Here is a 23,024-nt window from a genome sequence, read left to right as displayed (position 1 = left end):
CTCCGGCGACCGCGCCCCTGCCGACCGACGCTCCCGGTGAGCGCCGGTCGGCAGGACGCCGGTCGGCAGGACGCTCCGGCGGGCCGCCGGGGCCGAGAGCCCTCGTCGGAAAGTTCACTCAGCTATGCATCACCGTTCACCCACCGATGCGGCGATGAGGAGTGAGATGAGCGTGCCCCTTTCCGGGGTCTCACCTCTCAAGGAGTCCACGACGTGACACGACTGTTCCGCTCCGCGAACCGCGGACGCTCCGCTCTGGCCCTCTCGGCCGCTGCTCTGGTCTGCGCCGCCGCCCTGGCCGCACCCGGCGCCGCCACTGCCGTCGGTGCCGCCGACCTCTCCGCCACCGGCGGAGCCGCCCGCATCTCCCCGGTCGACGCCGACCTCTCCGACTCGCTGCGCGCAGCGGTGAAGGAGCAGGACGCGAAGAACGTCATCCTCCTCATCGGGGACGGCATGGGCGATTCGGAGATCACCGTCGCCCGCAACTACCAGTACGGAGCGGCCGGCCGCTTCCCCGGGATCGACGCCCTGCCGATCACCGGCCAGTACACGACCTACTCGCTCTACCGCGCGGACGACCCGGCGACGGGCGCCGTCAAGGGCGCCCCGGACTACGTGCCCGACTCCGCCGCCACCGGCAGCGCCTGGGCCACCGGCACCAAGACCTACGACAACGCCATCTCGGTCGACATCGACCAGCAGCGCAAGGACACCCTCCTCGAGATCGCGAAGGCGAACGGCCTGAAGACCGGCAACGTCACCACCGCCGAGATCCAGGACGCCACCCCGGCCGTGCAGGCCGCCCACGTCGACGCCCGCAGCTGCTACGGACCCGACAGCGCGAGCTGCGGCGACGACGCGCTGGAGAACGGCGGACTCGGCTCGATCAGCGAGCAGATCCTCGACACCCGCGCCGACCTGACCCTCGGCGGAGGGTCGGCCAGCTTCGCGCAGGTCGCCCGCGCCGGCGACTGGAGCGGCGAGCCGCTGTTCCAGCAGGCCGCGGAGCGCGGCTTCCAGGTGCTCGGGGACGCCACGACTCCCGCCACCGCCGCGCAGCTCGACGCGCTGACCGTCGCCGACCAGGACGCGCCCGTGCTCGGACTGTTCAACTCCGGCAACCTGCCCGTCCGCTACGCGCCCACCCCGGCGACGGTCGGCGGAGCGGACGCCGCCCCGCAGACCTGCGTCGCGAACCCCGACCGTCCGGCCGAGCAGCCGACGCTCCGCTCCATGACCGAGAAGGCGATCGACCTCCTCGACACCGGCGACCAGGGCTTCTTCCTCCAGGTCGAGGGCGCGAGCATCGACAAGCAGGACCACGCCGCGAACGCGTGCGGCCAGATCGGCGAGACCGTCGACCTCGACGAGGCCGTCCAGGCCGCGCTCGCGTTCGCCGAGGCGGACGGCAACACCCTCGTCATCGTCACCGCCGACCACGCCCACTCCAGCCAGATCGTCGACTCCACCCCGCCGACCTCGCTCAGCACCGCGCTGAAGACCGCCGACGGCAGCACCATGAAGGTGTCGTACGGCACCGCCGCCGAGGGCGGATCGCAGCAGCACACCGGAACGCAGCTGCGCATCGCCGCCTACGGGCCGGGCGCGGCGAACGTCGCCGGGCTCACCGACCAGACCGACACGTTCTTCACCATCACGAACGCGCTCGGAGTGGACCGCGACATCCGCTCGATGAGCTTCGGAGCCACCGCCGAGCTCTCCGGCTCGTCGTTCGCCCCCGGAGCCGACGTCACTCTCACCGCGAGGGGCTTCAACGGAGACACGCAGCTGATCGGCTCCGCGCCCCTCTTCACGGACCGCACCGCGACCCGCGACCTCGCCGGCGGCGGCCTCACCGTCACGGCGAAGGCGCCCGCCACGCCCGGCGACTACAGCGTCACGGTGACCGGCGACCAGACCGGCAAGGCGATCACCCTGCCGTTCACCGTCACCGAGCGCCCGAAGTCGAGCACCCCCATCACCGACAAGGTCAAGGACATCGGCGGGAAGCTGATCGACAGGATCCGCCAGCACTGAGCACTCGTCGGCCCGGCTCCTCTGGAGGAGCGCGGGCCGACGGAGTCGCAGGAAGGGCCGTCCCTCGGGGCGGCCCTTCCTGCGTCGGGGGGGTGTCGGCACGACCGGACCGGTGAGCCCGCCTCCGATCAGGACGCGCCGACTCCCGGCGACCGGTCGCGATGCGGCACGGCCCCCGCGCGCTGCACGATCGAGCGGATCAGCACTTCGAGCAGCAGCGCCGCCCGGCTCGCTGTCAGCGGAGTGGGCTGCCGATCCGACGAACCACTGCGACTCCCCTCGGAGGAACAGCCCGCTGCTCGAAAAGGTCCGGCTCATCAGAGGGAAGCGCGACTCGGCGGTCGGTGCGGTTGATGTAGAAATCGAACCCGCTGCCGTCGATCGTCCGCCGCGAGTGGAAGACGGCGCCGACCATCTCCGACGGGAGCTCGGAGGCCACTCCGGCGGCCTCGAGAAGTTCGGCGACGACATCGAGGAGGTCACCCCCTCGGAGACGGGTCGAGACGTAGGAGGCGCTGCCCGCTCCGGCCGCGCGCCGCGTCACCGCCGGCTCGCCCGCGTGCGGTCCTGTCGCGTAGCGGCGGACCACCCGCGTCTCAGGACTGCGGAGCTGGATCCCCTCGGTCCACAGGGATCCGCGCAGGTCACCCTCCAGCAGGACGTGCTCCTCCTCGAGGAGCGGGTGGAACTCCTCCACTCGGATGCCGAGGAGGTCGCGCAGAGCACCCGGGTAGCCGCTGGCGACGACGTGGTCGTTCTCGTCGGCGATCCCCGAGAAGTACGTGGTGATCAGGTTCCCGCCGCCCTCGACGTAGCCGGTCAGCTCGCGACCTGTCCGCCCGGAGACGAGGTAGAGCATCGGAGCGACGACGACGTCGTACGGGGTCAGGTCGGTGCCCGGGGTGATCACGTCCGCGCGGACGCCCGCGTCGGCGAGCGCGCGCCACCAGTCCAGCGCCTCGCGTCGGTAGCGCAGCAGCGTGCTGGGGTGCGATTCCAGCTCGCTCGCCCACCAGGAGTCCCAGTCGAACAGGACGGCGACCGGGGCCGCCTCGCGCCGGCTCCCCGCCACATCGTCCAGCCGGCGCAGCCGCTCCCCCAGCTGGACGACGTCGCGGAACAGCTGGCTGTCCTCGCCGGCGTGGGGCAGCATCGCGGAGTGGAACTTCTCCGCTCCGGCGACGGACTGCCGCCACTGGAAGTAGCAGACGGCGTCGGCGCCGTAGGCGACGTGGGTGAGGGCGTCGCGCGCCATCTCCCCCGGCTGCTTGGGCTGGTTGACCGGCTGCCAGTTCACCGCGCTGGTCGAGTGCTCCATCAGGAACCAGGGCGATCCCTGCGCGACGCCTGAGGTCAGCGCCGCTGAGAAGGCCAGCTCGTCGAAGGACTGCTCCCCGGCGAAGCGGTAGTGGTCGTTGGAGACGAAGTCGACCTCCCGCGCCCAGTCGTCGTAGGCGGCGTGGTTCTTGCCCTCCATGATCATGAAGTTGGTCGTGACCGGGATGTCGGGGGTGATCCGCCGCAGCACCTCGCGCTCGGCGACGAGGTACTCCTTCAGGGCGTCGGAGGAGAAACGGAGGAAGTCCAGGCGCTGGGTCGGGTTCGGCAGGGCCGCCACCAGACGCGGAGTGAGCACCTCCTCGAACGAGCTGTAGCGCTGCGACCAGAACGCTGTCCCCCACGCCGCGTTGAGGCCGTCGATGCCGGTGTAGCGGTGCTCGAGCCAGGTGCGGAACGCCCGCGTGGCGTCCTCGGAGTGGTCCCAGGCGTTGTGGCAGCCGAGCTCGTTGCTGACATGCCAGGCGACGATCGCGGGGTGGTCCCGGTAGCGCTCGGCGATGCGCTCGACGAGCTCGAGGGCGTGCGCTCGGAAGACCGCCGAGGTGGGACGCCAGTGCTGCCGGCCCCCGGGCGAGAGGATCCTGCCGTCGGCGGTGACGGGGAGGATCTCCGGGTGGGCCAGCGTGAGCCAGGGCGGCGGGGAGGCGGTCGCCGTCGCCAGATCGACTCCGATGCCTCCGGCGTGCAGCAGGTCGAGGACCTCGTCGAGCCAGGCGAAGTCCCACTGGTCGGGGGCGGGCTGGATCTTCGCCCAGGAGAAGATGGCGACGGAGACGACGTCGACCCCGGCCTCCTGCATCAGCCGGACGTCCTCGGCCCAGACCTCGCGCGGCCACTGATCCGGGTTGTAGTCGGCGCCGAAGGAGATGCGCGGGGTGCGCTCCTCGCCGGTGCGGAGCCATCGGTGGTTCATGGGAGCCTCTCGTCGGTGTCCGGGCGCCGTGAAGACGGCGACCGCGGGTCGTGTGGGGTCGGGTCGGGTCGAGCGCGGGTCGAGCGCGATCAGGCGGAGCGCTGGGAGAGCGGGGAGATGACGAGCTCGTCGATCCGCACGTGGCGGGGTGCGTCGACCACGAACATCGCCGAGCGGGCGATATCGGCGGGCGCGAGCATCACCGATCGGGCCGCCGCGCCGGGGACCTCGGGCCGCTGGCGCAGGAAGTCGCTGTCGATGTCCCCGGGGCAGAGGAGTGTCGCGCGGACGCCCGAGTCCGCCTCCTGGTCGTTGAGGGTGCGGACGACCGGCGCGAGCGCCGTCTTCCCGGCGCTGTAGGCGACTCCGGCGCCGGGCGAGGGGCGCCAGCCCGCGATCGAGGAGACCACGACGATCACGCCGGATGCGGCGCGCAGTCCCGGAAGTGCGGCGTCGGCACTGCGGACGACGCCGAGGAGGTTGGTCTGCACGACGCTCGCGAACTCCGCCATCGACTGGTCCGCCCACGCCCGCCGCGGGGTGTTGGCACCGGCGGAGAGAATGACGGCGTCCAGGCGGTCGGTGCCGGTCGCGGCGGCGATCGCCTCGACGCGCTCACGGGCGTCGTCCGCGGCGACGTCGAACGGCAGCTCGAGGGCGGTGCCGCCTGCGGCGCGGACGAGTCCCGCCGTCTCGGACAGCTCGGGCGTCCTGCGCCCCGAGAGGGCGACGGTCCACCCCCGCTCCCCCAGGGCCGTCGCGCAGGCGCGCCCCACTCCGCTTCCGGCTCCTGTCACCCAGGCGACTCGCATCTCCGCGTCCATGAGATCTATAATAAGCAGACTTTTCAGAACGACGGGGGTAGGACATGCTGATGGATCTCACGGATCGGGTCGTCCTGGTGACGGGTGGCGGCCGGGGCATCGGGCGGGCGCTCGCTGAGCGGTTCGCCCTCGAGGGTGCGAAGGTGGCGGCGTTCGACGTCGCCTTCCCTGAGGGCGCGCCCGAGGGCGTCCTCCAGATCGAGGGCGACGTGACCGAGCCCGACTCCGTGGCGAGCGGCGTCGCTCGCGTCGCCGAGGAGTTCGGCGGTATCGATGTCCTGGTCAACAACGCGGGCATCAACCTCGAGGGCCGGGTGGAGGATCTCGATCTGGCCGCCTGGCGCCGCTGCTTCGACGTGAACGTCGGCGGCGTGTTCCTGATGTCGCAGGCGGTGCTTCCGCATGTGAAGGCCTCCGGTCATGGACGCATCCTCAACGCGGCCTCGTTCGCGGCGATCGTCCCCTCGGTGGGCGCGGCCGCCTACGGCGCATCGAAGGCGGCCGTCGTGCAGTTCAGCCGGGTGCTCGCCGGCGAGCTGGGGCCGTGGGGCGTCACGGTCAACGCCTACGCTCCCGGTATGATCCCGAGCGCCATGAACGGTTTCGAGACGATGCCCCAGGCGGCTCAGGACCGGCTGCTCGACACGCTGACCCTCCGCCGCTGGGGCACCGCCGACAGCATCGCCGATCTGCTCGTGTTCCTCGCGAGCGACGCCGCCGACTACATCACGGGCACGCTCATCGACGTGAGCGGCGGAAAGCTCGCCACGCAGCTCCCGCAGCGCGCCTACGAGGGAGTGGTCCCACCCGTCTCATGACTCATCAACGCTCCCTCGTCGACACCATCGGCACCGCCATCGTCGGTGGAGATCCGCCGACGGGCACGGTGCTGAACATCGAGACGCTCACCCGCGAGCACGGCGTCTCGCGGTCGGTGATCCGAGAGGCTCTGCGCATCCTCGAGACGCTCGGGATGATAGTCGCCCGCCAGCGGGTGGGGATCACCGTCCTCGGCCGCGAGCACTGGCAGCTCCTGGATCCGCGGGTCATCGCCTGGCGGTCGCACACGGACGACGCGCAGATCCAGCTCCGCGAGCTCATGCAGCTGCGCACCATCATCGAGCCGGCGGCGGCGGAGCTCGCCGCGGTCCAAGGCACGGAGGAGCAGCTGACCGCGATCGTCCGGGCCGCCGAGGAGATGACCGCGACCTACCGCGACCGGCGCGTCGCCGCGTTCACGCGGGCCGACCTCGACTTCCACTCGGCGATCGTCGTCGCGGCCTCGAGCTCCGTCCTCGCGCAGCTCTCCGACACCGTCCTCGCCGCCCTCCGGCTGCGCTACTCCGGCAGCGTGCCGGTGTTCGACGAGGAGGGCGAGCGGGCCCTGGCCATCCACGTCCGGCTCGCCGACGCGCTCACCGCACGCGACGCCGGAGCAGCGGTCGGCCTCACCCGTGCGCTCGTCGATCAGACCCGGGGCCGCCTGGAGGAGCCCGTGGAGCACCCGGACGACGCGGTCGCGGCGACGCCGGGAGGCGGCGCATGAGCTCCGCCGTCCCCGCCTACTGGGAGGCCGCGGTGTGCATCCCGCCCGTGTCGCATCACGCCGAGGGCCCGCTCTGGGACCCGCGCGGCGACACGCTGATATGGGTCGACCAGTACGCGGGACTCGTCCGCTCCGCGACCCCGGAGGGTACGAGCTTCCTGCTCCGCCCCCCGATCGCCTTCGACGGTCCCGTGGGCGCCGTCGTCGGAGACGTGCGCGGCGGCTGGCTCGTCGCGGCTGCGGACGGCCTGTGGTCCCTCTCCCCAGAGGGCACCGTCTCCCCCGTCGTCGACGTCCTTCCGCGCGACGGCGTGCACCGGCGCATGAACGACGGGAAGGTCGATCCGGCCGGCCGGTTCTGGTTCGGCACGATGGCGATGGACAAGCGCTCGGGCGCCGGCTCCCTCTACGCCCTCGACCAGGGCGTCGTCACGGAGGCGGTCCCCGAGGTCACGATCTCCAACGGTCTGGCCTGGTCCCCAGACGGCGGCACGATGCATTACATCGACACCCCGACCCACCGCATCGACCGGTATCTCACGGAGGGGTCCGCCCTCCGTCGTGACGGATCGCTCGATCTGTCGTCGCGGCCAGGGAGCCCGGACGGCATGACGATCGACGACGAGGGGGCGCTGTGGGTAGCGATGTGGGGTGCTTCGGCAGTGCATCGCTACGACCCCTCCGGCGAGCTGATCGGTGTCGTCCACGTCGACGCCCCGCAGGTCTCCAGCGTGACCTTCGGCGGACCCGATCTGGACACCCTGTTCATCACGACGTCCCGCGAGGACTACTCTCCCGCCGATGCCGCCGCGCACCCTCTCGCCGGAGCGCTGTTCCAGGTGCGGCCGGGAGTCCGCGGCACAGCGGCCGTCCTGTACCGGCCCTGATCGCTCCGCGCCGATCCTCTCCGGTCCCGCGGAGCGCGGCGGCTGTCGCGGGACAGTCGATCGCGCCCTCGACCGCGCAGGAGAGCGCGGCGCGGGGAGGCCCCGCGCCGCGCTCTCGTATCGCTCAGCGACTCCGTATCACTTGTTGACGGAGAAGCCCTGCTGGTCGCCGTACTCGACGAGCTGGTCCTGCCAGTCCATCAGTCCGCTGCCGATGTCCTCGTGGTTGACGAAGGACTGACCGACGGTGTCCGGGAAGACGCTGTTGGCGTAGACCTGGAAGGGCAGGTACTGCCAGCCCGTGCTGACGGTGCGGGACGCTTCGACGAGGATCTCGTTGATCGCCTGCCCGCCGAAGTACTCGGGGGTCTGCGCCAGGAACTCGTCCGACTCGAGGTCGGCGACGGTCGCGGGGAAGCCGCCGGACTGGAGGAAGATGTCGATGCTCTCGTCGTCCGAGTTCAGCCACCGCACGAACGCAGCGGCCAGAGCCTTGTTCTCGCTCTGCTCGAGCACGACCTGTCCGCCGCCGCCGTTCTCCGAGTTGCCGCCCGTGCTGCCGCCGTCGGCGGTGGGCAGGGCTGCGGCGCGCCAGTCGCCCGCGGCCTCGGGCACGGAGGACTCCAGCACGCCGGGCATCCAGGCCCCGCTGAGGAGCGTGGCGATGGTGCCGTCGCCGAGTGCGCGGTACCACTCGTCGCTCCAGCTCGGGATGTCCGGCAAGAGCTCGCCCTCGGTCAGGCGGGACCAGTTCGCGGCGAAGGCCTGAGAGCCCTCGTCCTCGAGGTCGACGGAGATCGTCGTGCCGTCGTCCGCGACCTCGAACGGGCGGCCGCCGGCCTGCCAGATCATGCTCGTCGCGAAGCCGGGGTCGCTGGTGTCGCCGGCGATGTAGGCGTCGGGGTTCGCTGTGTGCAGCTTCTGTGCGGCGGCGTAGTACTCGTCCCAGGTAGTGGGGACCTCGATGCCGTACTGGTCGAAGACGGCCTGGTTGTAGAACATGGCCATGGGGCCGGAGTCCTGCGGCAGGCCGTACAGGCCGCCGCCGATGCTGACCGAGCTCCAGGGACCGGTACTGTACAGATCCTCGAGGTCGGCGAGGCCGTACGGAGTCAGGTCGACGAAGGAGTCGGCCAGCGCGAACTGCGGGATGGCGAAGTACTCGACCTGGGCGACGTCGGGCGCGCCGGAGCCGGCGGTGATCGCGTTCTGAAGCTGCGTGTACTCGGTCGTGCCGGTGCCGACGTTCACGACGTTCACATCGACGTTCGGGTAGGCCTTCTCGAACGCGGCGACCTGCGCCTCGGCGGACGGAGTCCATGTCCAGTAGGTCAGGGTGCCGCCCTCTTCGAGGGCCGCGTCCAGGTCGGCCGCATCGGCGTCCGAGTTCGTCGCGCCGCCGGCGGCGGAGCAGCCGGAGAGCACCAGGCCGAGGGTGAGCGCGGCGCCCGCCAGGGTGCCGAAGCGGCCGAGACGCCGCCTGCTGGTGGAGTGAGTCATGGGAGTTCCTTTCGAGTGACTTCGTTGTACGGGAAGGGAGGGGAGGAAGGAGGTGCGGAGGTTCACTGCTTGACGCTTCCGGCGGTCAGACCCGACTGCCAGTAGCGCTGCAGGAACAGGAACGCGATGACGATCGGGACGATCGTGAGCAGCGAGCCGGTGATCACGAGGTTGTAGATCGGCTGGGCTCCGACGCCGGTCGCCTGCGCGCTCCACTGGCTGAGGCCGACCGTGAGCGGATACCAGGTCGGCTCGCTGAGCATGATGAGCGGCAGGAAGTAGTTGTTCCAGGTGGCGACGACGGTGAGGAGGACGACCGTGACGATGCCCGGGGAGAGCAGTCGCAGCGAGATGGTGAAGAAAGTGCGGAACTCGCTCGACCCGTCCATGCGTGCCGCCTCGAGCAGCTCGGTCGGGACGGCCTCGGTGGCGAAGCTCCAGATGAGGTAGAGCGCGAAGGGGCTCACGAGCGAGGGCAGGATGACCGCCCAGGGCGTGTTCGTCAGTCCCACCTGGCTGAACATCAGGAAGGTCGGCACGGCCAGGGCGGTCCCGGGCACCGCCACCGCCCCGAGGATCAGGGCGAAGACGCCCCGCTTCCCGGGGAAGTCGAACTTGGCGAGTCCGTAGCCGGCGACCGTGGCGAGGAGTGTCGCTCCGCCCGCTCCGACGACGACGTAGAGCAGGGTGTTGGCGAACCACTGCAGGAACACGCCGTCGCGGTAGGTGAGTGTCTCGTAGATGTTCTGGAAGAGCGCGAACTCGCCGCCGAAGCCGAGGCCGAAGGTGGAGAGCAGATCGCTCTGGCTCTTGGTCGCGTTGATGAGGAGCCAGACCAGCGGGACCACTGAGTACACGACGAAGACGACCATCATGACGGCGAGCAGGATCGAGCGGCGCGGGCGTCGAGCGCGGGGGCTGGTGCGTGCGTAGGAGACGGTCATCTCAGCGCACCTCGGAGCGCTGTCCGCGCAGCTGCACGATGTAGGCGATAACGGCGGTCAGGAGCCCCATGACGATCGCCACCGTGGCCGAGTAGTTGTACTGCTGGCCTGCGAAGGAGAGGTTGTAGGCGTACATGTTCGGGGTGAAGTAGGTGGAGATCACGTTGGGGGCCAGCACTTTCAGGAGGTTCGGTTCGTTGAAGAGCTGGAAGCTGCCGATGATCGAGAAGATGGTGGCGATCACGACCGCGCTGCGGATGGCCGGCAGCTTGATGCTCCACACCACTCGCAGGCCGCCCGCTCCGTCGAGGTCCGCCGCCTCGTAGATGTCGGCGGGGATGACCTTCAGTGCCGCGTAGAAGATGAGCATGTTGTAGCCCAGGAACTCCCAGGTGACGATGTTGCCGATCGAGCCCAGCACCCACTCCGAGCTGAACGGCTGCAGGATCTCCGCGCCGAGCAGATCGTTGACGCTGCCCGTGAGGCCGAACTGGTTGCCGTAGAGGAAGCCCCAGATCAGTGCTGCCACGACGCCGGGAACCGCGTAGGGCAGGAACAGCAGGATCCGGAACGCGCCTCGGCCGACGAGGTGGGCGCTGTCGATGGCGAGAGCGGCGACGAGGGAGAGCACCAGCATCACCGGAACCTGCACGACGAGGAACAGCGTGACGCGGCCCAGCGACTCCCAGAAGCGCGGGTCCTGCAGGAGGAGGACGTAGTTCTCCACTCCCACGAACGCGTTGCCGCCGACCAGCTGCTGGCGGAACAGGCTGAGGTAGATCGCGTAGACCACCGGCGCGACCAGGACCGCCAGGAACACGAGCATGAACGGGCCGATGAACCCCCAGCCCCGCCAGTCGCGGCGGGCGCGGCGGGCGCTCACCGGTCGGGCTGTCGTCAGGGACACCATCGTCGCTCCTCAGTCGTTGAGATTTTTGGTCACGTGACCATCCGGGTCCGGACTCTAGCATGGAGCCATGAGCAACGAGAAGGATCCCCGTGCGACGCCTCCTCCCGCGGCCCCGGTGCGCGCGGACGACCAGGATGTCTGAGGCGCACCGTCCCGGTGCGACGAGGCACAAGGGACCGTCTCAGAGCGACGTCGCCGAGCGGGCGGGGGTGTCGAAGCAGACGGTCTCGCGCGTCGCGAACGGGGCGCCCGAGGTCGACTCCTTCACCCGGGAGAAGGTCCTCCTGAGCATGACCGAGCTCGGCTACCGGCCCAATCGCGCGGCCCGCGCGCTCCGATCGGGCCGGTACCGGAACATCGGCGTGGTGCTCTCGACCCTCTCCTCGTTCGGCAACCGCCGAACCCTCGAGGCGATCTCCGCAGAGGCCAACCGGGCCGGGTACTCTCTCACGCTCATCACCGTGGACGTCTCCAGCCGGGACGAGACGAGCAACGCCTTCTCGGTGCTCGCCGACCAGGCCCTGGACGGCATCATCATCGTGCTCGAGCAGTTCCACTACCGAGACAACCCGGACGTGCACCTCCCGCCAGGCGTTCCCGTCGTCTCCCTGGACGCCAGCCGGGAGACCAGCCATCCCGTGGTCGACTCCGACCAGAGGCACGGCGCACTGCTCGCCACCCAGCATCTACTCGACCTCGGGCACGACACGGTCTGGCACGTCAGCGGACCGAGCGACAGCTTCGCGGCTCTGCGACGGGAGGCCGCCTGGCGGGAGGCGCTGCGTGAGCGCGGCATCGAACCGCCGGCCACCCTCGCCGGCGACTGGTCGACCGGATCGGGGTACCGCGCCGGAGTCGCGCTGAGAGAGCGGGATGACGTCACCGCAGTGTTCGCCGCCAACGACCAGATGGCGCTAGGAGTCCTCCTCGCCTACCACGAGGCGGACATCCCCGTGCCCGGCCGGGTCAGCGTCGTGGGGTTCGATGACATCGAGGAGGCCGAGGCCTTCTGGCCCCCTCTGACGACGGTCCGCCAGAAATTGATGGAGGTCGGCCGTGTGAGCGTTCGGACACTCGTCGCGGTCATCGAGGGCCGCGAGGCCGTGGATGCTCGAACGACGGTCTCAACCGAACTGATCGTGCGGCGAAGCACGTCGTCCCCTCCTCCGCGAAATGGCAACGCGACCGATCATCGAGGTGGATGAAGCCGTCGGAGCGGCGATTCGAGGTCGACGGCAGGCGGCCGATCGGCGAGTGACGCGAGATGAGCACACGGCTCATCCGAAGATCCGCGGTGCGGCTGGGTGTGGACCGAGCCGAAGCGCTGGCTTGCGTGGACTCGCTGACCAGCGCGCGCCGTCCGGCTCGGCGGCGATCAAGAGGGTGCAGTGGTTGGTCGAGGGGATGTGCACGAGCGCGAACCGACGCCCGTGCGAGAAGCTGCCGGTGGGCGGGGGCGTCCTGGTGGTCTCCTGCCCGGACGCGGACAGCGACAGTGCGGATCGGCTCAGCATGCTCTCCGCCTGGGACGGCAGCGCGTCCGGATCCGCGGTGGGCGAACGCGGGTGAAGACGCTGAGGGGGGACGACCTGCGCGCCGTCGCCCGATCCCTCTGCTGCGCCGCCTGCGTCGGCGATCAGTCCGCGGCTGCTGCGCCGAGCGCCGCCTGCACCGCGCGGATGCTCGATCCGAGCACACCCGAGGTCAGGAGTCCCGGACCGAGCGGGCCGGACGGGTCCTCACCGAGGAGCGGCAGGGTCCGCAGCGCCGCCCGCACCTGACCGCTCATGTGCCCCAGCTGCCACCGGATCTCGGCCTCGCCGCCCTCCCGCGTCGAGGCCAGCCCGACCGCCTTCACTGCGTAGGCGGCGGCGCCGAGCGCGTGAGCTCCCATGTGGGCGACGCCGGACGCCTGTCCCGCCGACCGCGCCGCAGCCTTCGCCGCCGGAGAGATCGCCGACTGCGCCGCACGACCCGCGACGAAGCGGAGCCGGATCTCCCCCGCCGCGTCCGACTCGCCCCGCGAGAAGGCTCGGGCGCGGGCGATGCCGTCCCGTGCCCGGACGTCGTCGGGGGCCTCGGCCTCGAAGAGGGGGAGCACCCTCTCCGCGCAGTCGGCGGCCCACGCGGCGACGAGGCGACGATCGGCTTCGGACAACGACTGCGGGGACATGCCAGCACTCTCGCAGACGGCTCGAGCGTCCGTCCGTCCGGAGCCGCCCGTGGCCGCGGTCGTCGGGGCGGATGTGCCGGTAGTTCCCGCTCACCGGCGCCCGACCCGCGGAGGGGGCGCCCGGCTAGAGCACGTCGGCGATCGCGGCGAAGGTCCGGTCAGGGTCCTCGAGCTGCATGTCGTGGTGCACGCCCGGGAGCCGGCGCACCTGCCAGCCCCGCTGCTCGAGCCGCGCGGCCAGGGCGTCGGGCAGCACCGCCGGCGACTGGTCGGAGAGCACGATCGTCGACGGGACCGCCGGCGCCTCGACCGGGACCGGGTGGAAGGCGACGTCCCGGAACACGCCGACGGCCATCCGCGTGTCGAACCTCTTCTTCGCGTCGTCGAGCAGCGCGCGGATCTCCGGGCTGTAGGCGGCGCGGACCGCGGCGCTCGCCCGCGCCTGCCCGAGCTGGGCGACGCCGAGCGACAGCAGCGGTGCCGCCCAGAACAGCCGTCCGCGCAGGCCGCTCGTGGGGAGCGACAGGGCGAACCCGGGATCGAGGTAGACGGCCCGGCCGGGCGCGAGTCCGGCGACGGCACGCTGCAGCACCGCGCCGCCGAGCGAGTGGCCGACCACGCTGTGGAGCCCTGCCGGCAGCGTCTCGACCAGATCGGCGGCCATGTCGTCGATCCGGTACGACTCCGCCCGGGCGCTCGCGCCGTGCCCGCGCAGGTCGACGGCCGTGACCGTGTAGCGGCCGGTCGCGCCGAGCCGCTCGACGAACGGCCCCCAGGTCGCCGCCGACGCACCGAGCCCGTGCACCAGCCCGACGTGTCGCGGTCCGGATCCGGTGGTGATCGTCTGCAGGAGCATCCCCTGATCCTGCCCGAGACAGTGCCCGAGGCCGAGGTGCCCAGCGGAGAGAGCCTGCGGCTGCACGCTCCGCGTCGATGATCGCGCCACATCTCCTGCCATCGAGGTGTGCGCTCTTGACTCCGCCGATGAGCGCTGGGGGGTTCTCCGGATGCGGTGGCACTCCGCCGTCCGCCCGAGCAGCCGGCCGAAGAGAGGACCTCCATGACAGCGACGAGCAGAGCCACGGGAACGGTCGGCCGGACCGCCGTCGTCTTCGGGGCGGCGGGTCTCGTCGTCGGGGCCGTCGTCGGCGGAGCCGCCGTCTTCGGAGCGGGGCTCCTCCTCGACGACTCGAGATCGAGGATCACGATCCGGGACGTCACCCGCGCGGAGCTGGACGGACTCGAGCGCGCTGCCGCTCCGAGCAGGGAGGCCTGCGGAGATCGTCGTGGGTGCGTGGAGGGCGTCGACGGGCCCGGGGCGTCGATCCACCGCTACCACTCCCTCGATCTCGCGCGGCAGGCGACGGTGTACAACACGAGGGACGTCTACCGGTCGGACCGGCTCGTCGTCGAGTTCGAACCGGATCTGGGCCCCGATGAGCGGCACGACCTGATCCAGGTGATCGAAGGGACCTGGACCGGGAGCAGCGACTGACGGGCGTGAAGCGAGCCGCCCGGACGGCGTCGACGAGCGACCGGAGGGCGGGGCCCTCGACTACTCGCTCAGCGCCGATCCTCCTTCGGAATGCCCACCGGACAGGGGCCTCCACAGGGGGTCCGCCCGGGTGCGGTCCGGGCCTACGCTCGCCCCATGCATCTCCGCACTGTCGCGATGAGGCCTGGCGCCGCCGCTCTCGGGCCGGTCGGCGCGCCCCCACGGACCGCGCTGGACGACGTGCTCGCCCACCTGGTCGCGGCGCTCGCGATCGGATCCGGCCTGCTGCTGGTGCCGGCGGGCGTCGGCGGAGTGCCGCTCCTCGCCACCGGATCGACCGGAGCGAGCGCCTTCGAGGCGTGGGCGCTGATCCGGACGACGGTGGCCCTGCAGATCGGCATCGCCGTGCTCGCGATCGGGCTCGGCGCCGTGGCGCGGACGCGCGGAGCCGCAGGGACACGAGCGGAGCGCTGGTGCGTGGTGGCCGCGGTGAGCGCCGCGATCGGCGTGGTCCTGCTGGTCGTGCCGCCGGTCTGAGGAGCCTCCGGAGAGCGACGACCACCGGCCCGTCGGAATCGCCGCGCCCGGCCGTGACCGAACCGTCACCTCGCGCCGCGCGGCGTGATCGGATCGTTGCAGGATCCGGCACAGGCTGAGGTTCCGCATAGGACACACTCGGCCACAGGGGGCGATCGTCCCCCGCTCATGGGGAAGCCGACCGCGATCAGCGGCTCGGAGAAAGCAGGAATCGTGCGTTCTGCGCGACGACGCCACGGCGTCACCATCATCACCACTGCGGCACTGCTGGGGGCGCTCGCGTTCCCGTCCGTCGCCCTGGCCACCGAGGTCGTCCCTGACGCCGCCTCGAGCCCCGCACCGGCCGAGCCGGCTCCCACCGCGGAGCCCACCGCCACTCCGGAGCCGACCGCGACTCCGGAGCCGACTCCGACCCCGGCGCCCACTCCGGCTCCGACCACCGCGCCCGTCGAGAGCGCGCAGTCGCCCCTGGCGATCGCCCTCGACCGCACCACCTACGAAGCGGGCTCGGCGTTCTCCGCGATCCCGTCGGCGGAGGGCTGGGCCGGCGGCCTGGACGTGTCCGGGACGGGTTTCCAGCCCGGCACCGTCGCCGTCGTCGTGCTCCGCGACGGCGACTCGGAGGAGGCCGTCACCACCAGCGTGATCACCGCCTCCGGCGAGCTCCGCCTCCGGGACTGGCTCCCCACCGACGCGGACGGCGTCGCGGTGGACCCCCACCTCCCGCTCCCCGGCGAGACGATCTCCGTCGTCGCGGAGGGACTCGACGCCTCGGGCGCCCGTGTCGCCTCCGATGCCGTCGAGCTGACCGTGACGCAGCCCGACACGAGCGTCGTCTTCCAGAACCGGGAGGACGGCGGGGTGCTCCCGGCCGGTGCGGACATCCAGGTCGGAGAGTTCCGGATCTACGGCGTCGTCGCCTCGTTCCGCGGATTCGACCGCGGCGAGGACGTGTCCGTCACGCTCACCGCGCCCGACGGCAGCACCTCCGCCCTCGTGCCCCCCACGCCGACCCCGCTCTCGGGCGAGGCCTTCGTCCTGCTCGACGCCGACACCATGGCGGACCAGCTGGGCACCTTCTCCGTCACCGCCACGGGAGAGACCAGCGGACGCTCCGTGACGTCGTCGCTGGAGCAGGTCCCCTCACGCACCGCGATCCGGATCTGGCCCCAGGGCGCTTCGCCCGAGCCCGCCCCGGCGGACGGACAGCCCACCAGCGGTGGCGCACTCCTCGGCTTCGGCGCGGACGAGACCGTCTCGATCGGCGTCTTCTCGACCTCGGGTGCGCGCCAGACGCTCACGGGCGGCGGCTCGAGCCTCGAGGTCGGCGTCGACGCGCTGGGCTGGAGCCTGATCTCCCTCGGCCAGTACCCGCTGCAGGACCCGGCGAGCGAGATCTACTGCGTCATCGCCCGCGGCACGTCGAGCGGTCTCGTGGCGAGCACCTCCTACGACTACACGCTGACGGAGGAGGACCCGATCGCCGGAGAGGCCGACTGCTCCGCCGCGGTCGCCGCCGTCACGGCGCACCCTGCCGGCGCCGGGCCCGCAGTGCACCCGGCCGGCTCCGGACCCGCGGCGCAGACGGGCGGCCACCGCCCCGTCCTCGCCTCGACCGGCGTCTCGACGACCGCGCCGCTCGCCCTGGCCGCCTTCGGCATCCTCGGCGGTCTCGCCCTGACGGTGCGCCGCCGCCGCCGCGCGTAGACGGCCGCGCACCGCGCACGACGAAGGCGCCCGGGCACACCGCCCGGGCGCCTTCGTCGTCGCGAGACCTGTCGGGTCAGTCGGACGGCACCGCGCAGGTCTCCTCCGCCGCGGTCTGGCCCGGAGCGTCGACGGCGACGGGAGCGGGATCCGTCGGAGCCGCGCCGCCCTCGGCGGGCGCCTCCGCCGCGGGCGCCTCCTCCGCCGGAGCGTCGGATGCGAGGGTCACCGGCTGGTCGTTGAGGACGCGGCTCATGAGCTCGGCGCCGACCTCGGCGTTCGGCACGACCTTGCCCGGGTAGTCCGGGTCGTCGAGCGCCGGGTACTGCACGAACACCATCTTCGAGAGGTCGACGTCCTTCAGTGCGAGGGCGAGCGAGATCATCGTCGCCGGGCTCGTGAGCGACGTCGACAGGTGCACGTTCGACGAGGTCGCCTGCGCGAGTCCGTAGAGGGCGGGGATGTTCGAGAGGGTGTCGGCCGAGCGGACGGTGCGCATCAGCGAGGCCAGGTACTGCTGCTGCGACGAGATGCGGCTGAGGTCGCTCTGGTCGCCGACGCCGTGGCGGCTGCGGAGGAAGGAGAGGGCCATCGACCCGGAGACGGTGGAGGTGCCGGCGGGCAGGTCGAGTCCCGAGTCGGTGTCGAGGATCGGACCGGTGAGGCAGATCGGGACCCCGCCGACGGCGTTGCTCATCTCGATGACGCCGTTGAAGGACACCCAGCCGGCGTAGGGCACCGTCAGGCCGGTGAACTGCTGCAGGGTGTCGTTGACGCAGGCGAGCCCGCCGTACTGGAACGCGGAGTTGAGCGGGACGCCGGCGGCGGCCTCGGTGACGACGCCCGTCTCGGGGTCGGTGCACGCGGGACGGTCCAGGATCAGGTCGCGCGGGAAGCTGATCACCGTCGCGCTGCGGTGGTCGGCCGAGACGTGGAGCAGGATGTTGACGTCGTTGAGCGTGTCGTCGCGGACGCCGAACGTGTCGCCCTGCGTGGCGTCGTTGTCGGTGCCGACCACCAGGACGTCGAAGCCGCCCTCGACCGCGCCCATCTGCACGTTCCCGGTGGGAGGAGCGACGCCCAGATCGACCGCGTTGTCGGCGACGTTCCGGCTGATGCTCACCGTCGCGATCGCCACGAGCGAGGTGGCGCTGACGGCGAGGACGCCGACCACCGCCGCGATCCCGACCACCACTGTCCGCACCCCGGACCGCCGCCGGAGCCGCCCGTGCCGCACCGCGCGCTCGTGAACCCTCATGCGCTCCCACCCCTCGCCCCGCCCGCCCGTTCGCGGACGCAGTCGCTCGCCAGTGTAGGCAGGCCCCCTCCGATGCGGCGCGGAACGGCCCTGCTACCGTCGTGCGCGCATCGAGGAGCGGAGGAGGAGCCGTGGAACGCCGAGTCGTCGATCCCGTCACGCAGATCGAGTGGATCGTCCCGCCGTTCGCGACCGAGGAGGACACCCTCGCCCGCGCGCGGGCCGATCGGGAGGGGCGGCTCGCCGACCTCCGCCTGTACCCGGACCACGGCGCGGAGTATCCGCTCTGGGCGGTCGACGGCCCGATCGACGATCCGGGTGCGATCGGCGTCCCGGAGGCCCTGCACGGACCGCTGCTCCGCTGGCAGGAGCTCTGGGCCGCCGGATGCGACGTGTTCGAGGGCTGGAGGAGCGCCGAGGCGGAGGAGCGCTGGCTCGCCCTCGGCCGGGAGCTGCACACCGAGCTCGAGGCCGCCCTCTGGCTGACGACCCGCGTGCTCGCCTGCTTCTGAGGACTGCTGCTCGGACATCCGCGGGAAAGCCGGCGCAACCCGTCCCCGGACCGGCCCCCGCGTGCCTACCCTGGACGGTGCGCTCTCCTCGTCTTCTGCAGCAGGTCGTCGGCAAGCTCGGCGGGCAGCGGCCCGCGGCCCCGGTGAGCCGTCGAGCGCAGCGCGCGCTCCTCGCCGAGCAGACGGTCCGCGGAGTGCTCGAGCTGGCCGTGCGGCTGGGCGAGACGCTGCTCTCGCTGGGGTCCGCGGCAGCCGAGGTGACCGAGACGATCCAGCGGGTGTGCCGCGCCTACGGCATCGAGTGCCAGGTCGACCTCACCTTCACGTCGATCCTGGTCGTGCACGACGGAGGCGACGACTCCCCCAGCGTGAGCGTGCTGCGCGTCGTCCCCTCCCGCAGCGCCGACTACGAGCGGCTCGCCCGCGTGACGGCGCTCGTCACCGCCATCACCGAGGGCTCGCCGGAGGTGCGGGTCGCCGACGCCGTCGACTCCGCCGAGGCCCGCGAGGAGGCCCGCCACCAGTTCGAGGCCGCGCACGACCGGCTCGACGCGATCCTCGTCCAGCCGCACCGCTACCGCCGCGGAGTCGTCACCCTCACGCTCGCGCTGATGGCCGCGGGCGTCGCGCTCCTGCTCGGGGGCGGCCCGCTCGTCGTGCTCCTCGCCGCCGCGACGGCCGCCGCGATCGACCTGGTCAACCAGCTGCTCGCCCGCTGGGGCCTGCCCGCCTTCTTCCAGCAGATCGCGGGCGCCGCGCTGGCGACCGGAGTGGCGGTGGTGCTGCTCGCGGTCGTGCCGCGGCTGCCCGTGGAGCTGGCGGTTCTGCCGCCCGCGCTCGTCGTCGCGTCGGGGGTGGTCGTGCTCCTCGCCGGGCTCTCGTTCGTGGGAGCGGCGGACGACGCGATCAACGGGTTCCCGATCACCGCGGGCGGCCGACTGCTCGAGGTCGGGCTGCTGACGCTGGGCATCGTCGTCGGCATCGCCGTGGTGCTCGACGGCGCGCGCTCGCTCGGGGTCGAGCTGGTGCTGGTCGACTCCTACGCCCGCCCCTGGCCGGCCGCCGTGCAGGTGCTCGGCGCCGGGGTCGCGGCCGGCGCCTGGGCGCTCTCGTCGCACACCCCGCCGCGGCCCGCGCTCATCGCCGCCCTCACCGGAGCCGGCGCGTTCCTCGTCTCCGACTCGCTGACCACCTCGGGCTTCGCGCCGCTCATGGCCAACGCCCTCCCGGCGCTGGCGATCGGCCTGCTCGGCGAGATGCTGGCCGAGCGGATGCGGGTGCCCGCCGTGGTGACGACCGCGTGCGCGATCGTCCCCCTCCTGCCCGGCCTCACCCTCTACCGCGGCGTCCTCGGCCTCACCTCGAACGCCGGCCCGAGCGCCGGGATCGAGCTCCTGCTCCAGGCGGGCATGATCGCGCTGGGCCTCGCCGGCGGAGTCACGCTCGGCCGGATCGCCTACCGCCGCCTGCGCACCCCGATCGTGCGCGCGGTGGCGCCGGTCCGCGCCCGGACCCGCCGGGACCGCGGGATCGAGCAGGCCCTCGCCGCCGACGTCCTCTACCCCGACGGCGCCGAGGCCGGGCAGGCGGACACCGCACAGGTCGTCACGGCGCCGAGCAGCGGATCCGGCCTCACGGCGTCCGACCCGTCGGCGCCGGCCACGGTCGACCCCGCGCCGCTGCCCGATGAGCCGGCGCCGGCCGCCGAGGAGCCGTTCACCCGCACCGGGATCGTCCCGATCGTCAGCACGATCGGCGTGACGGAGCCGGTGCCGATCGTCACCGAGGAGGATCCGGCCGACCGGGGCTGACGACAGGGCCTGCTCCCGCGGTCGGCTCCTCGCCGCAGAGGGAGGCGCCGCGCCGGTCAGTCCGCGTGGCCCCGCACGACCGCGGTCCGGCGGGTGTCGATCACGATCACCGAGCCGAGCACGATCAGGGCGAGCGACACCGAGGCGAGCGTGTCGGTCAGCCAGTGGTAGCCGAGGTAGAGCCGGGCGACGATCTGGCCGGCGATCATCCCGAGCGAGAGCGCGAAGCCCCCGATCATCCAGCTCCGGGAGGAGCGGCGGGAGGCGAGGAGGAACGTGGTGATCAGGAAGAAGTCGCTCACGCCGGTGACGTGGCCGGAGGGGAACGAGAACGTGCCGTCGGGCCCGAGCAGCATGTACTCGACCGGCGGGCGCATCCGCATCACGAGGTGAGCGGCCAGCTGCACGCTGAGCATCCCGACGAGCATGCCGCCGGCCAGGAGGATCGGCCGCCAGAGGTGGCGGGCGAGGACGAACCAGAGCACGAGCACCGCCAGGATGATGACCGGCAGGTAGACCGGCCCGAAGACGGTGGCGAGCGCGTCCATCACGACCGTGCCCTCGGCGGAGCGCTTCTCGCGGAACCACTCGGCGACGACCGGATCGAGGACGGTGAGGCCGGTGCCGCTCGCGACCTGCGCGGTGAAAGCCGCGAAGAGGACGACGCCGACGCCGATCAGGCCGAAGCCGGCCCGGTCGAGGCCGCGGCGCGCCTCCGGGGCCATCACGCGCTCCTCCACGAGGAACCGCTGGTGGAAGCGGGCGCGGCGCGAGAGGGCGGGGGCGGTCATCCGCTCACCCTAGGGCTGCGGAGGCGCCGCCGACCGGGCCGTTCGCTCAGCGTCCTGCCGCGTAGTGCGTCTGGATCTGCTCCGGCGTGAGGACCGTCGAGTACACCGCGGCGTAGCGCAGGCTCCCGCCGAAGTACGAGGAGCCGACGTTCGGCCACTGGCCGCCGAGGCTGTCGTATCCGATCTTCCAGGTGCCCGTCGTGTTCTCGGCCGTGCGGTACGTGCTGTTCGAGGCGACCTTCACGCCGTCGACCCAGAGCGCGATGCCCGCCGTCGGCGAGAGCGTGGAGACGACGTGGTGCCAGAGCCCGTCGTTGACGGCTCGGGTGCTCGTGATGGTCTGCGCGGCGCCGTTGTAGACGCCGAAGACGAGCTTGCCGTCGGCACCGATGTAGGTGTGGCGGTCGTACTGGCCGCCGGGAGCGGTGGCGCCCGCGCTGAAGCTGAAGAGCTTGCCGCCGGCGTTCGTGGTCTTGAACCAGATCTCGGTGCTGAAGGTGCCGGGGTTCCTGATCTCCAGCGGCGTGCTCAGGTACTGGTTCGTGCCGTTCGGCGTCCAGGAGCCGCCCGCGTCGCGCGGGCAGGCCTTGGGCGTCGCGGCGGAGCTGACCATCGCGGTCGGGAAGAGGCCGGTGGAGCGGTAGGTGCCCGGGTACTGGCCGGAGTCCGTGTCGGGCGCGGTCGTCGATCCGCTCGGCTGCGCGAGCGTGTAGGAGAAGAGCGCGGCCCCGCGGTCGGCGGCGAGGGCGCCGTCGCAGGTGAAGAACGCGGCGGCGCTGCCGACCGTGTTGGTCGAGTTCAGGATCGAGGCGGTGTACGCGCCGGAGGTGGCCGGGGCGGTGAGCAGCACGGCGGCCAGGGCGGCGGCGGCGAGGGCGGCGACGACAGACCTCGGGCGGGCGAGGAGGGTGCGCAGCCGCGCGGCCGGTGAGGCGGCGGAGAGGCGGTGCCGGCTCATGCCGTCTCCTCCTCGCGGGCGGCGCGGCGGCCGCGCTCGGCGGTCCGCTCCGGCTCGCCGGGGAGGCCGACGAAGACCGTGTAGAGCACCGGGATCGCGCAGAGCAGGACGAAGAGGACCCAGCCCCAGAACGGCAGGTGCAGAGCGGAGGAGAGGGCGTAGGCGTCTCCGTCGTGCGCCGGGATCTGCAGGCGGCCGACCTGTCCGGAGACCAGGTCGACGGGGTCGGCGCCCTCGGCGCTCACGCGGATGGGGAGGACGCCCGTCGAGACGAGCGTGGCGTTCGTCGTGCCGCTGTCGACGGTGGCCTCGAGGACGACGATGCCGACCAGCGGGCGGAGCACGAAGACGGTGACGGACGCGACGAGCGAGAGGCCGAGGATCCGCATCGACGCCCGCTGGGTGGGCGAGGCGATGAAGCGGGTGAGCAGCTGCACGAGGACGGCGCCGATGATCAGCAGCGGCAGGCCGCGCACGAGCCAGCCGAGCACCGGCAGCGCCGTGGTGACGACTCCGATGAGCTGGTCCTGGCCGGTGGCCCACGGATCGACGGCTCCGTTGATGTCGCCCTGGGTGCGGAGCGTGCCGTCGTCGGCGATCTCGACGACCCGGTGGGTGTAGGTCTCGTCGGGCGTGGTGGTGGGGTGGAAGCTGACCGCGTCGCCGACCCGGACGTCCTCGAGGGCCGTCGGCTCGGTGAGGACGAGGGTGCCGACCGGGGCGGCCGTGCCCATGGAGGGCGTCTGCACGATGAACCAGCGTCCGCCGGACGCGTGGAACAGGAGCGCCGCCACGACCAGGACGGCCAGCAGAGCGGTCGTCGTCCCGATCAGGGCGGTGCGGAGGAGGGACCGGCGGGGGCGGTCGGTGCGGGGGC

21 protein-coding genes are annotated in these 23,024 nt (G+C 72.1%); 10 read left to right on the top strand and 11 right to left on the bottom strand.

All coding sequences use genetic code 11. The annotated features are described in order from the left end of the window. Window positions 1–213: 213 nt before the first annotated feature. Window positions 214–2,040 carry an alkaline phosphatase gene (gene phoA / locus C5D04_RS00105; RefSeq protein ID WP_308471764.1) on the top strand — a complete coding sequence of 609 codons (1,827 nt, stop codon included), beginning with the start codon at window positions 214–216 and terminating at the stop codon, window positions 2,038–2,040. Between the two features lie 235 nt (window positions 2,041–2,275). On the opposite strand, the gene C5D04_RS00100 is transcribed toward phoA, so the two are convergent. Both C5D04_RS00100 and C5D04_RS00095 read right to left on the bottom strand, forming a co-directional pair. Then, window positions 2,276–4,294: a beta-galactosidase gene (locus tag C5D04_RS00100; protein ID WP_104277810.1), complete on the bottom strand. Its 2,019-nt coding sequence runs from the start codon at window positions 4,292–4,294 to the stop codon at window positions 2,276–2,278. An 89-nt stretch (window positions 4,295–4,383) separates the two neighbouring features. Then, window positions 4,384–5,118 (bottom strand): SDR family oxidoreductase, encoded by a 735-nt coding sequence (locus C5D04_RS00095; RefSeq protein WP_104346990.1) that lies wholly within the window; start codon window positions 5,116–5,118, stop codon window positions 4,384–4,386. A gap of 50 nt (window positions 5,119–5,168) precedes the next feature. On the opposite strand from C5D04_RS00095, the gene C5D04_RS00090 reads away from it, so the two are divergent. The 3 genes from C5D04_RS00090 to C5D04_RS00080 are packed head-to-tail and all read left to right on the top strand — an operon-like array spanning window position 5,169 to window position 7,551. Continuing rightward, window positions 5,169–5,936, top strand: a complete 768-nt coding sequence (locus C5D04_RS00090; RefSeq protein ID WP_308471763.1) for an SDR family NAD(P)-dependent oxidoreductase — start codon at window positions 5,169–5,171, stop codon at window positions 5,934–5,936. Next, window positions 5,933–6,664, top strand: a complete 732-nt coding sequence (locus C5D04_RS00085; protein ID WP_104223306.1) for a FadR/GntR family transcriptional regulator — start codon at window positions 5,933–5,935, stop codon at window positions 6,662–6,664. Before C5D04_RS00090 ends, C5D04_RS00085 begins: the two co-directional genes overlap by 4 nt. Beyond that, on the top strand, window positions 6,661–7,551 hold the full coding sequence (locus C5D04_RS00080) for an SMP-30/gluconolactonase/LRE family protein (protein ID WP_104238876.1): 891 nt from the start codon (window positions 6,661–6,663) through the stop codon (window positions 7,549–7,551). The genes C5D04_RS00085 and C5D04_RS00080 overlap by 4 nt, the downstream gene beginning before the upstream one ends. Window positions 7,552–7,689: 138 nt before the next feature. Here the strand turns inward: C5D04_RS00080 and C5D04_RS00075 are convergent, their stop codons facing one another. The 3 genes from C5D04_RS00075 to C5D04_RS00065 form a co-directional block, all read right to left on the bottom strand. Next, a complete protein-coding gene (locus tag C5D04_RS00075) occupies window positions 7,690–9,051 on the bottom strand; it encodes an ABC transporter substrate-binding protein (protein ID WP_104346988.1) in 1,362 nt (453 codons plus the stop codon). 62 nt (window positions 9,052–9,113) lie between these two features. Then, entirely contained in the window at window positions 9,114–9,995 is an 882-nt protein-coding gene (locus C5D04_RS00070) for a carbohydrate ABC transporter permease (RefSeq protein ID WP_104223309.1), read from the bottom strand. Window position 9,996: 1 nt separating this feature from the next. Next, complete coding sequence (locus C5D04_RS00065) at window positions 9,997–10,905, bottom strand: carbohydrate ABC transporter permease (protein ID WP_104223310.1); 909 nt, start codon at window positions 10,903–10,905, stop codon at window positions 9,997–9,999. Between the two features lie 134 nt (window positions 10,906–11,039). On the opposite strand from C5D04_RS00065, the gene C5D04_RS00060 reads away from it, so the two are divergent. Next, window positions 11,040–12,110 (top strand): LacI family DNA-binding transcriptional regulator, encoded by a 1,071-nt coding sequence (locus C5D04_RS00060; protein WP_104238874.1) that lies wholly within the window; start codon window positions 11,040–11,042, stop codon window positions 12,108–12,110. A 431-nt stretch (window positions 12,111–12,541) separates the two neighbouring features. Here C5D04_RS00060 and C5D04_RS00050 read toward each other — a convergent pair whose 3' ends face one another. Together C5D04_RS00050 and C5D04_RS00045 are read right to left on the bottom strand one after the other, a co-directional pair. After that, window positions 12,542–13,078, bottom strand: a complete 537-nt coding sequence (locus C5D04_RS00050) for a putative immunity protein (protein WP_104238872.1) — start codon at window positions 13,076–13,078, stop codon at window positions 12,542–12,544. 124 nt (window positions 13,079–13,202) lie between these two features. Further along, window positions 13,203–13,934 carry an alpha/beta fold hydrolase gene (locus C5D04_RS00045; RefSeq protein WP_104346986.1) on the bottom strand — a complete coding sequence of 244 codons (732 nt, stop codon included), beginning with the start codon at window positions 13,932–13,934 and terminating at the stop codon, window positions 13,203–13,205. 204 nt (window positions 13,935–14,138) lie between these two features. Here C5D04_RS00045 and C5D04_RS00040 point away from each other — a divergent pair, with 204 nt between their 5' ends. The 3 genes from C5D04_RS00040 (at window position 14,139) to C5D04_RS00030 (ending at window position 16,817) form a co-directional block, all read left to right on the top strand. Beyond that, window positions 14,139–14,573, top strand: coding sequence for a hypothetical protein (locus C5D04_RS00040; protein WP_104226555.1), 435 nt, complete (start codon window positions 14,139–14,141; stop codon window positions 14,571–14,573). Window positions 14,574–14,729: 156 nt separating this feature from the next. Beyond that, a complete protein-coding gene (locus C5D04_RS00035) occupies window positions 14,730–15,110 on the top strand; it encodes a hypothetical protein (protein ID WP_146078433.1) in 381 nt (126 codons plus the stop codon). A 213-nt stretch (window positions 15,111–15,323) separates the two neighbouring features. Beyond that, window positions 15,324–16,817, top strand: coding sequence for an LPXTG cell wall anchor domain-containing protein (locus C5D04_RS00030; protein ID WP_146087806.1), 1,494 nt, complete (start codon window positions 15,324–15,326; stop codon window positions 16,815–16,817). A 76-nt stretch (window positions 16,818–16,893) separates the two neighbouring features. Here C5D04_RS00030 and C5D04_RS00025 read toward each other — a convergent pair whose 3' ends face one another. Further along, window positions 16,894–18,075, bottom strand: coding sequence for an LCP family protein (locus C5D04_RS00025; protein WP_146087805.1), 1,182 nt, complete (start codon window positions 18,073–18,075; stop codon window positions 16,894–16,896). A 131-nt stretch (window positions 18,076–18,206) separates the two neighbouring features. Here C5D04_RS00025 and C5D04_RS18065 point away from each other — a divergent pair, with 131 nt between their 5' ends. Continuing rightward, window positions 18,207–18,587 (top strand): hypothetical protein, encoded by a 381-nt coding sequence (locus C5D04_RS18065; protein ID WP_181110599.1) that lies wholly within the window; start codon window positions 18,207–18,209, stop codon window positions 18,585–18,587. A gap of 77 nt (window positions 18,588–18,664) precedes the next feature. Further along, on the top strand, window positions 18,665–20,398 hold the full coding sequence (locus tag C5D04_RS00020) for a threonine/serine exporter ThrE family protein (protein WP_181137642.1): 1,734 nt from the start codon (window positions 18,665–18,667) through the stop codon (window positions 20,396–20,398). 56 nt (window positions 20,399–20,454) lie between these two features. Here C5D04_RS00020 and C5D04_RS00015 read toward each other — a convergent pair whose 3' ends face one another. The 3 genes from C5D04_RS00015 to C5D04_RS18060 form a co-directional block, all read right to left on the bottom strand. Continuing rightward, window positions 20,455–21,189, bottom strand: a complete 735-nt coding sequence (locus C5D04_RS00015; RefSeq protein ID WP_104234004.1) for a phosphatase PAP2 family protein — start codon at window positions 21,187–21,189, stop codon at window positions 20,455–20,457. Window positions 21,190–21,235: 46 nt separating this feature from the next. Further along, on the bottom strand, window positions 21,236–22,147 hold the full coding sequence (locus C5D04_RS00010) for a LamG domain-containing protein (protein ID WP_104317083.1): 912 nt from the start codon (window positions 22,145–22,147) through the stop codon (window positions 21,236–21,238). Further along, on the bottom strand, window positions 22,144–23,024 hold an 881-nt coding region (locus tag C5D04_RS18060; RefSeq protein ID WP_104346982.1), incomplete at its 5' end, for a S26 family signal peptidase. The genes C5D04_RS00010 and C5D04_RS18060, both read right to left, overlap by 4 nt.

Source organism: Rathayibacter sp. AY1D2, assembly GCF_002932695.1.
Taxonomy (GTDB): Bacteria; Actinomycetota; Actinomycetes; order Actinomycetales; family Microbacteriaceae; genus Rathayibacter.
This window is presented reverse-complemented; position numbering and strand designations above follow the sequence as displayed.

What these genes read in the sequence shown, in the direction of transcription:
- C5D04_RS00100 (WP_104277810.1), bottom strand. Translation starts at nt 4,294, where the DNA reads ATGAACCACCGATGGCTCCGCACCGGCGAGGAGCGCACCCCGCGCATC.
- C5D04_RS00095 (WP_104346990.1), bottom strand. Translation starts at nt 5,118, where the DNA reads ATGGACGCGGAGATGCGAGTCGCCTGGGTGACAGGAGCCGGAAGCGGA.
- C5D04_RS00090 (WP_308471763.1), top strand. Translation starts at nt 5,169, where the DNA reads ATGGATCTCACGGATCGGGTCGTCCTGGTGACGGGTGGCGGCCGGGGC.
- C5D04_RS00085 (WP_104223306.1), top strand. Translation starts at nt 5,933, where the DNA reads ATGACTCATCAACGCTCCCTCGTCGACACCATCGGCACCGCCATCGTC.
- C5D04_RS00080 (WP_104238876.1), top strand. Translation starts at nt 6,661, where the DNA reads ATGAGCTCCGCCGTCCCCGCCTACTGGGAGGCCGCGGTGTGCATCCCG.
- C5D04_RS00075 (WP_104346988.1), bottom strand. Translation starts at nt 9,051, where the DNA reads ATGACTCACTCCACCAGCAGGCGGCGTCTCGGCCGCTTCGGCACCCTG.
- C5D04_RS00070 (WP_104223309.1), bottom strand. Translation starts at nt 9,995, where the DNA reads ATGACCGTCTCCTACGCACGCACCAGCCCCCGCGCTCGACGCCCGCGC.
- C5D04_RS00065 (WP_104223310.1), bottom strand. Translation starts at nt 10,905, where the DNA reads ATGGTGTCCCTGACGACAGCCCGACCGGTGAGCGCCCGCCGCGCCCGC.
- C5D04_RS00060 (WP_104238874.1), top strand. Translation starts at nt 11,040, where the DNA reads ATGTCTGAGGCGCACCGTCCCGGTGCGACGAGGCACAAGGGACCGTCT.
- C5D04_RS00050 (WP_104238872.1), bottom strand. Translation starts at nt 13,078, where the DNA reads ATGTCCCCGCAGTCGTTGTCCGAAGCCGATCGTCGCCTCGTCGCCGCG.
- C5D04_RS00045 (WP_104346986.1), bottom strand. Translation starts at nt 13,934, where the DNA reads ATGCTCCTGCAGACGATCACCACCGGATCCGGACCGCGACACGTCGGG.
- C5D04_RS00040 (WP_104226555.1), top strand. Translation starts at nt 14,139, where the DNA reads ATGACAGCGACGAGCAGAGCCACGGGAACGGTCGGCCGGACCGCCGTC.
- C5D04_RS00035 (WP_146078433.1), top strand. Translation starts at nt 14,730, where the DNA reads ATGCATCTCCGCACTGTCGCGATGAGGCCTGGCGCCGCCGCTCTCGGG.
- C5D04_RS00025 (WP_146087805.1), bottom strand. Translation starts at nt 18,075, where the DNA reads ATGAGGGTTCACGAGCGCGCGGTGCGGCACGGGCGGCTCCGGCGGCGG.
- C5D04_RS00015 (WP_104234004.1), bottom strand. Translation starts at nt 21,189, where the DNA reads ATGACCGCCCCCGCCCTCTCGCGCCGCGCCCGCTTCCACCAGCGGTTC.
- C5D04_RS00010 (WP_104317083.1), bottom strand. Translation starts at nt 22,147, where the DNA reads ATGAGCCGGCACCGCCTCTCCGCCGCCTCACCGGCCGCGCGGCTGCGC.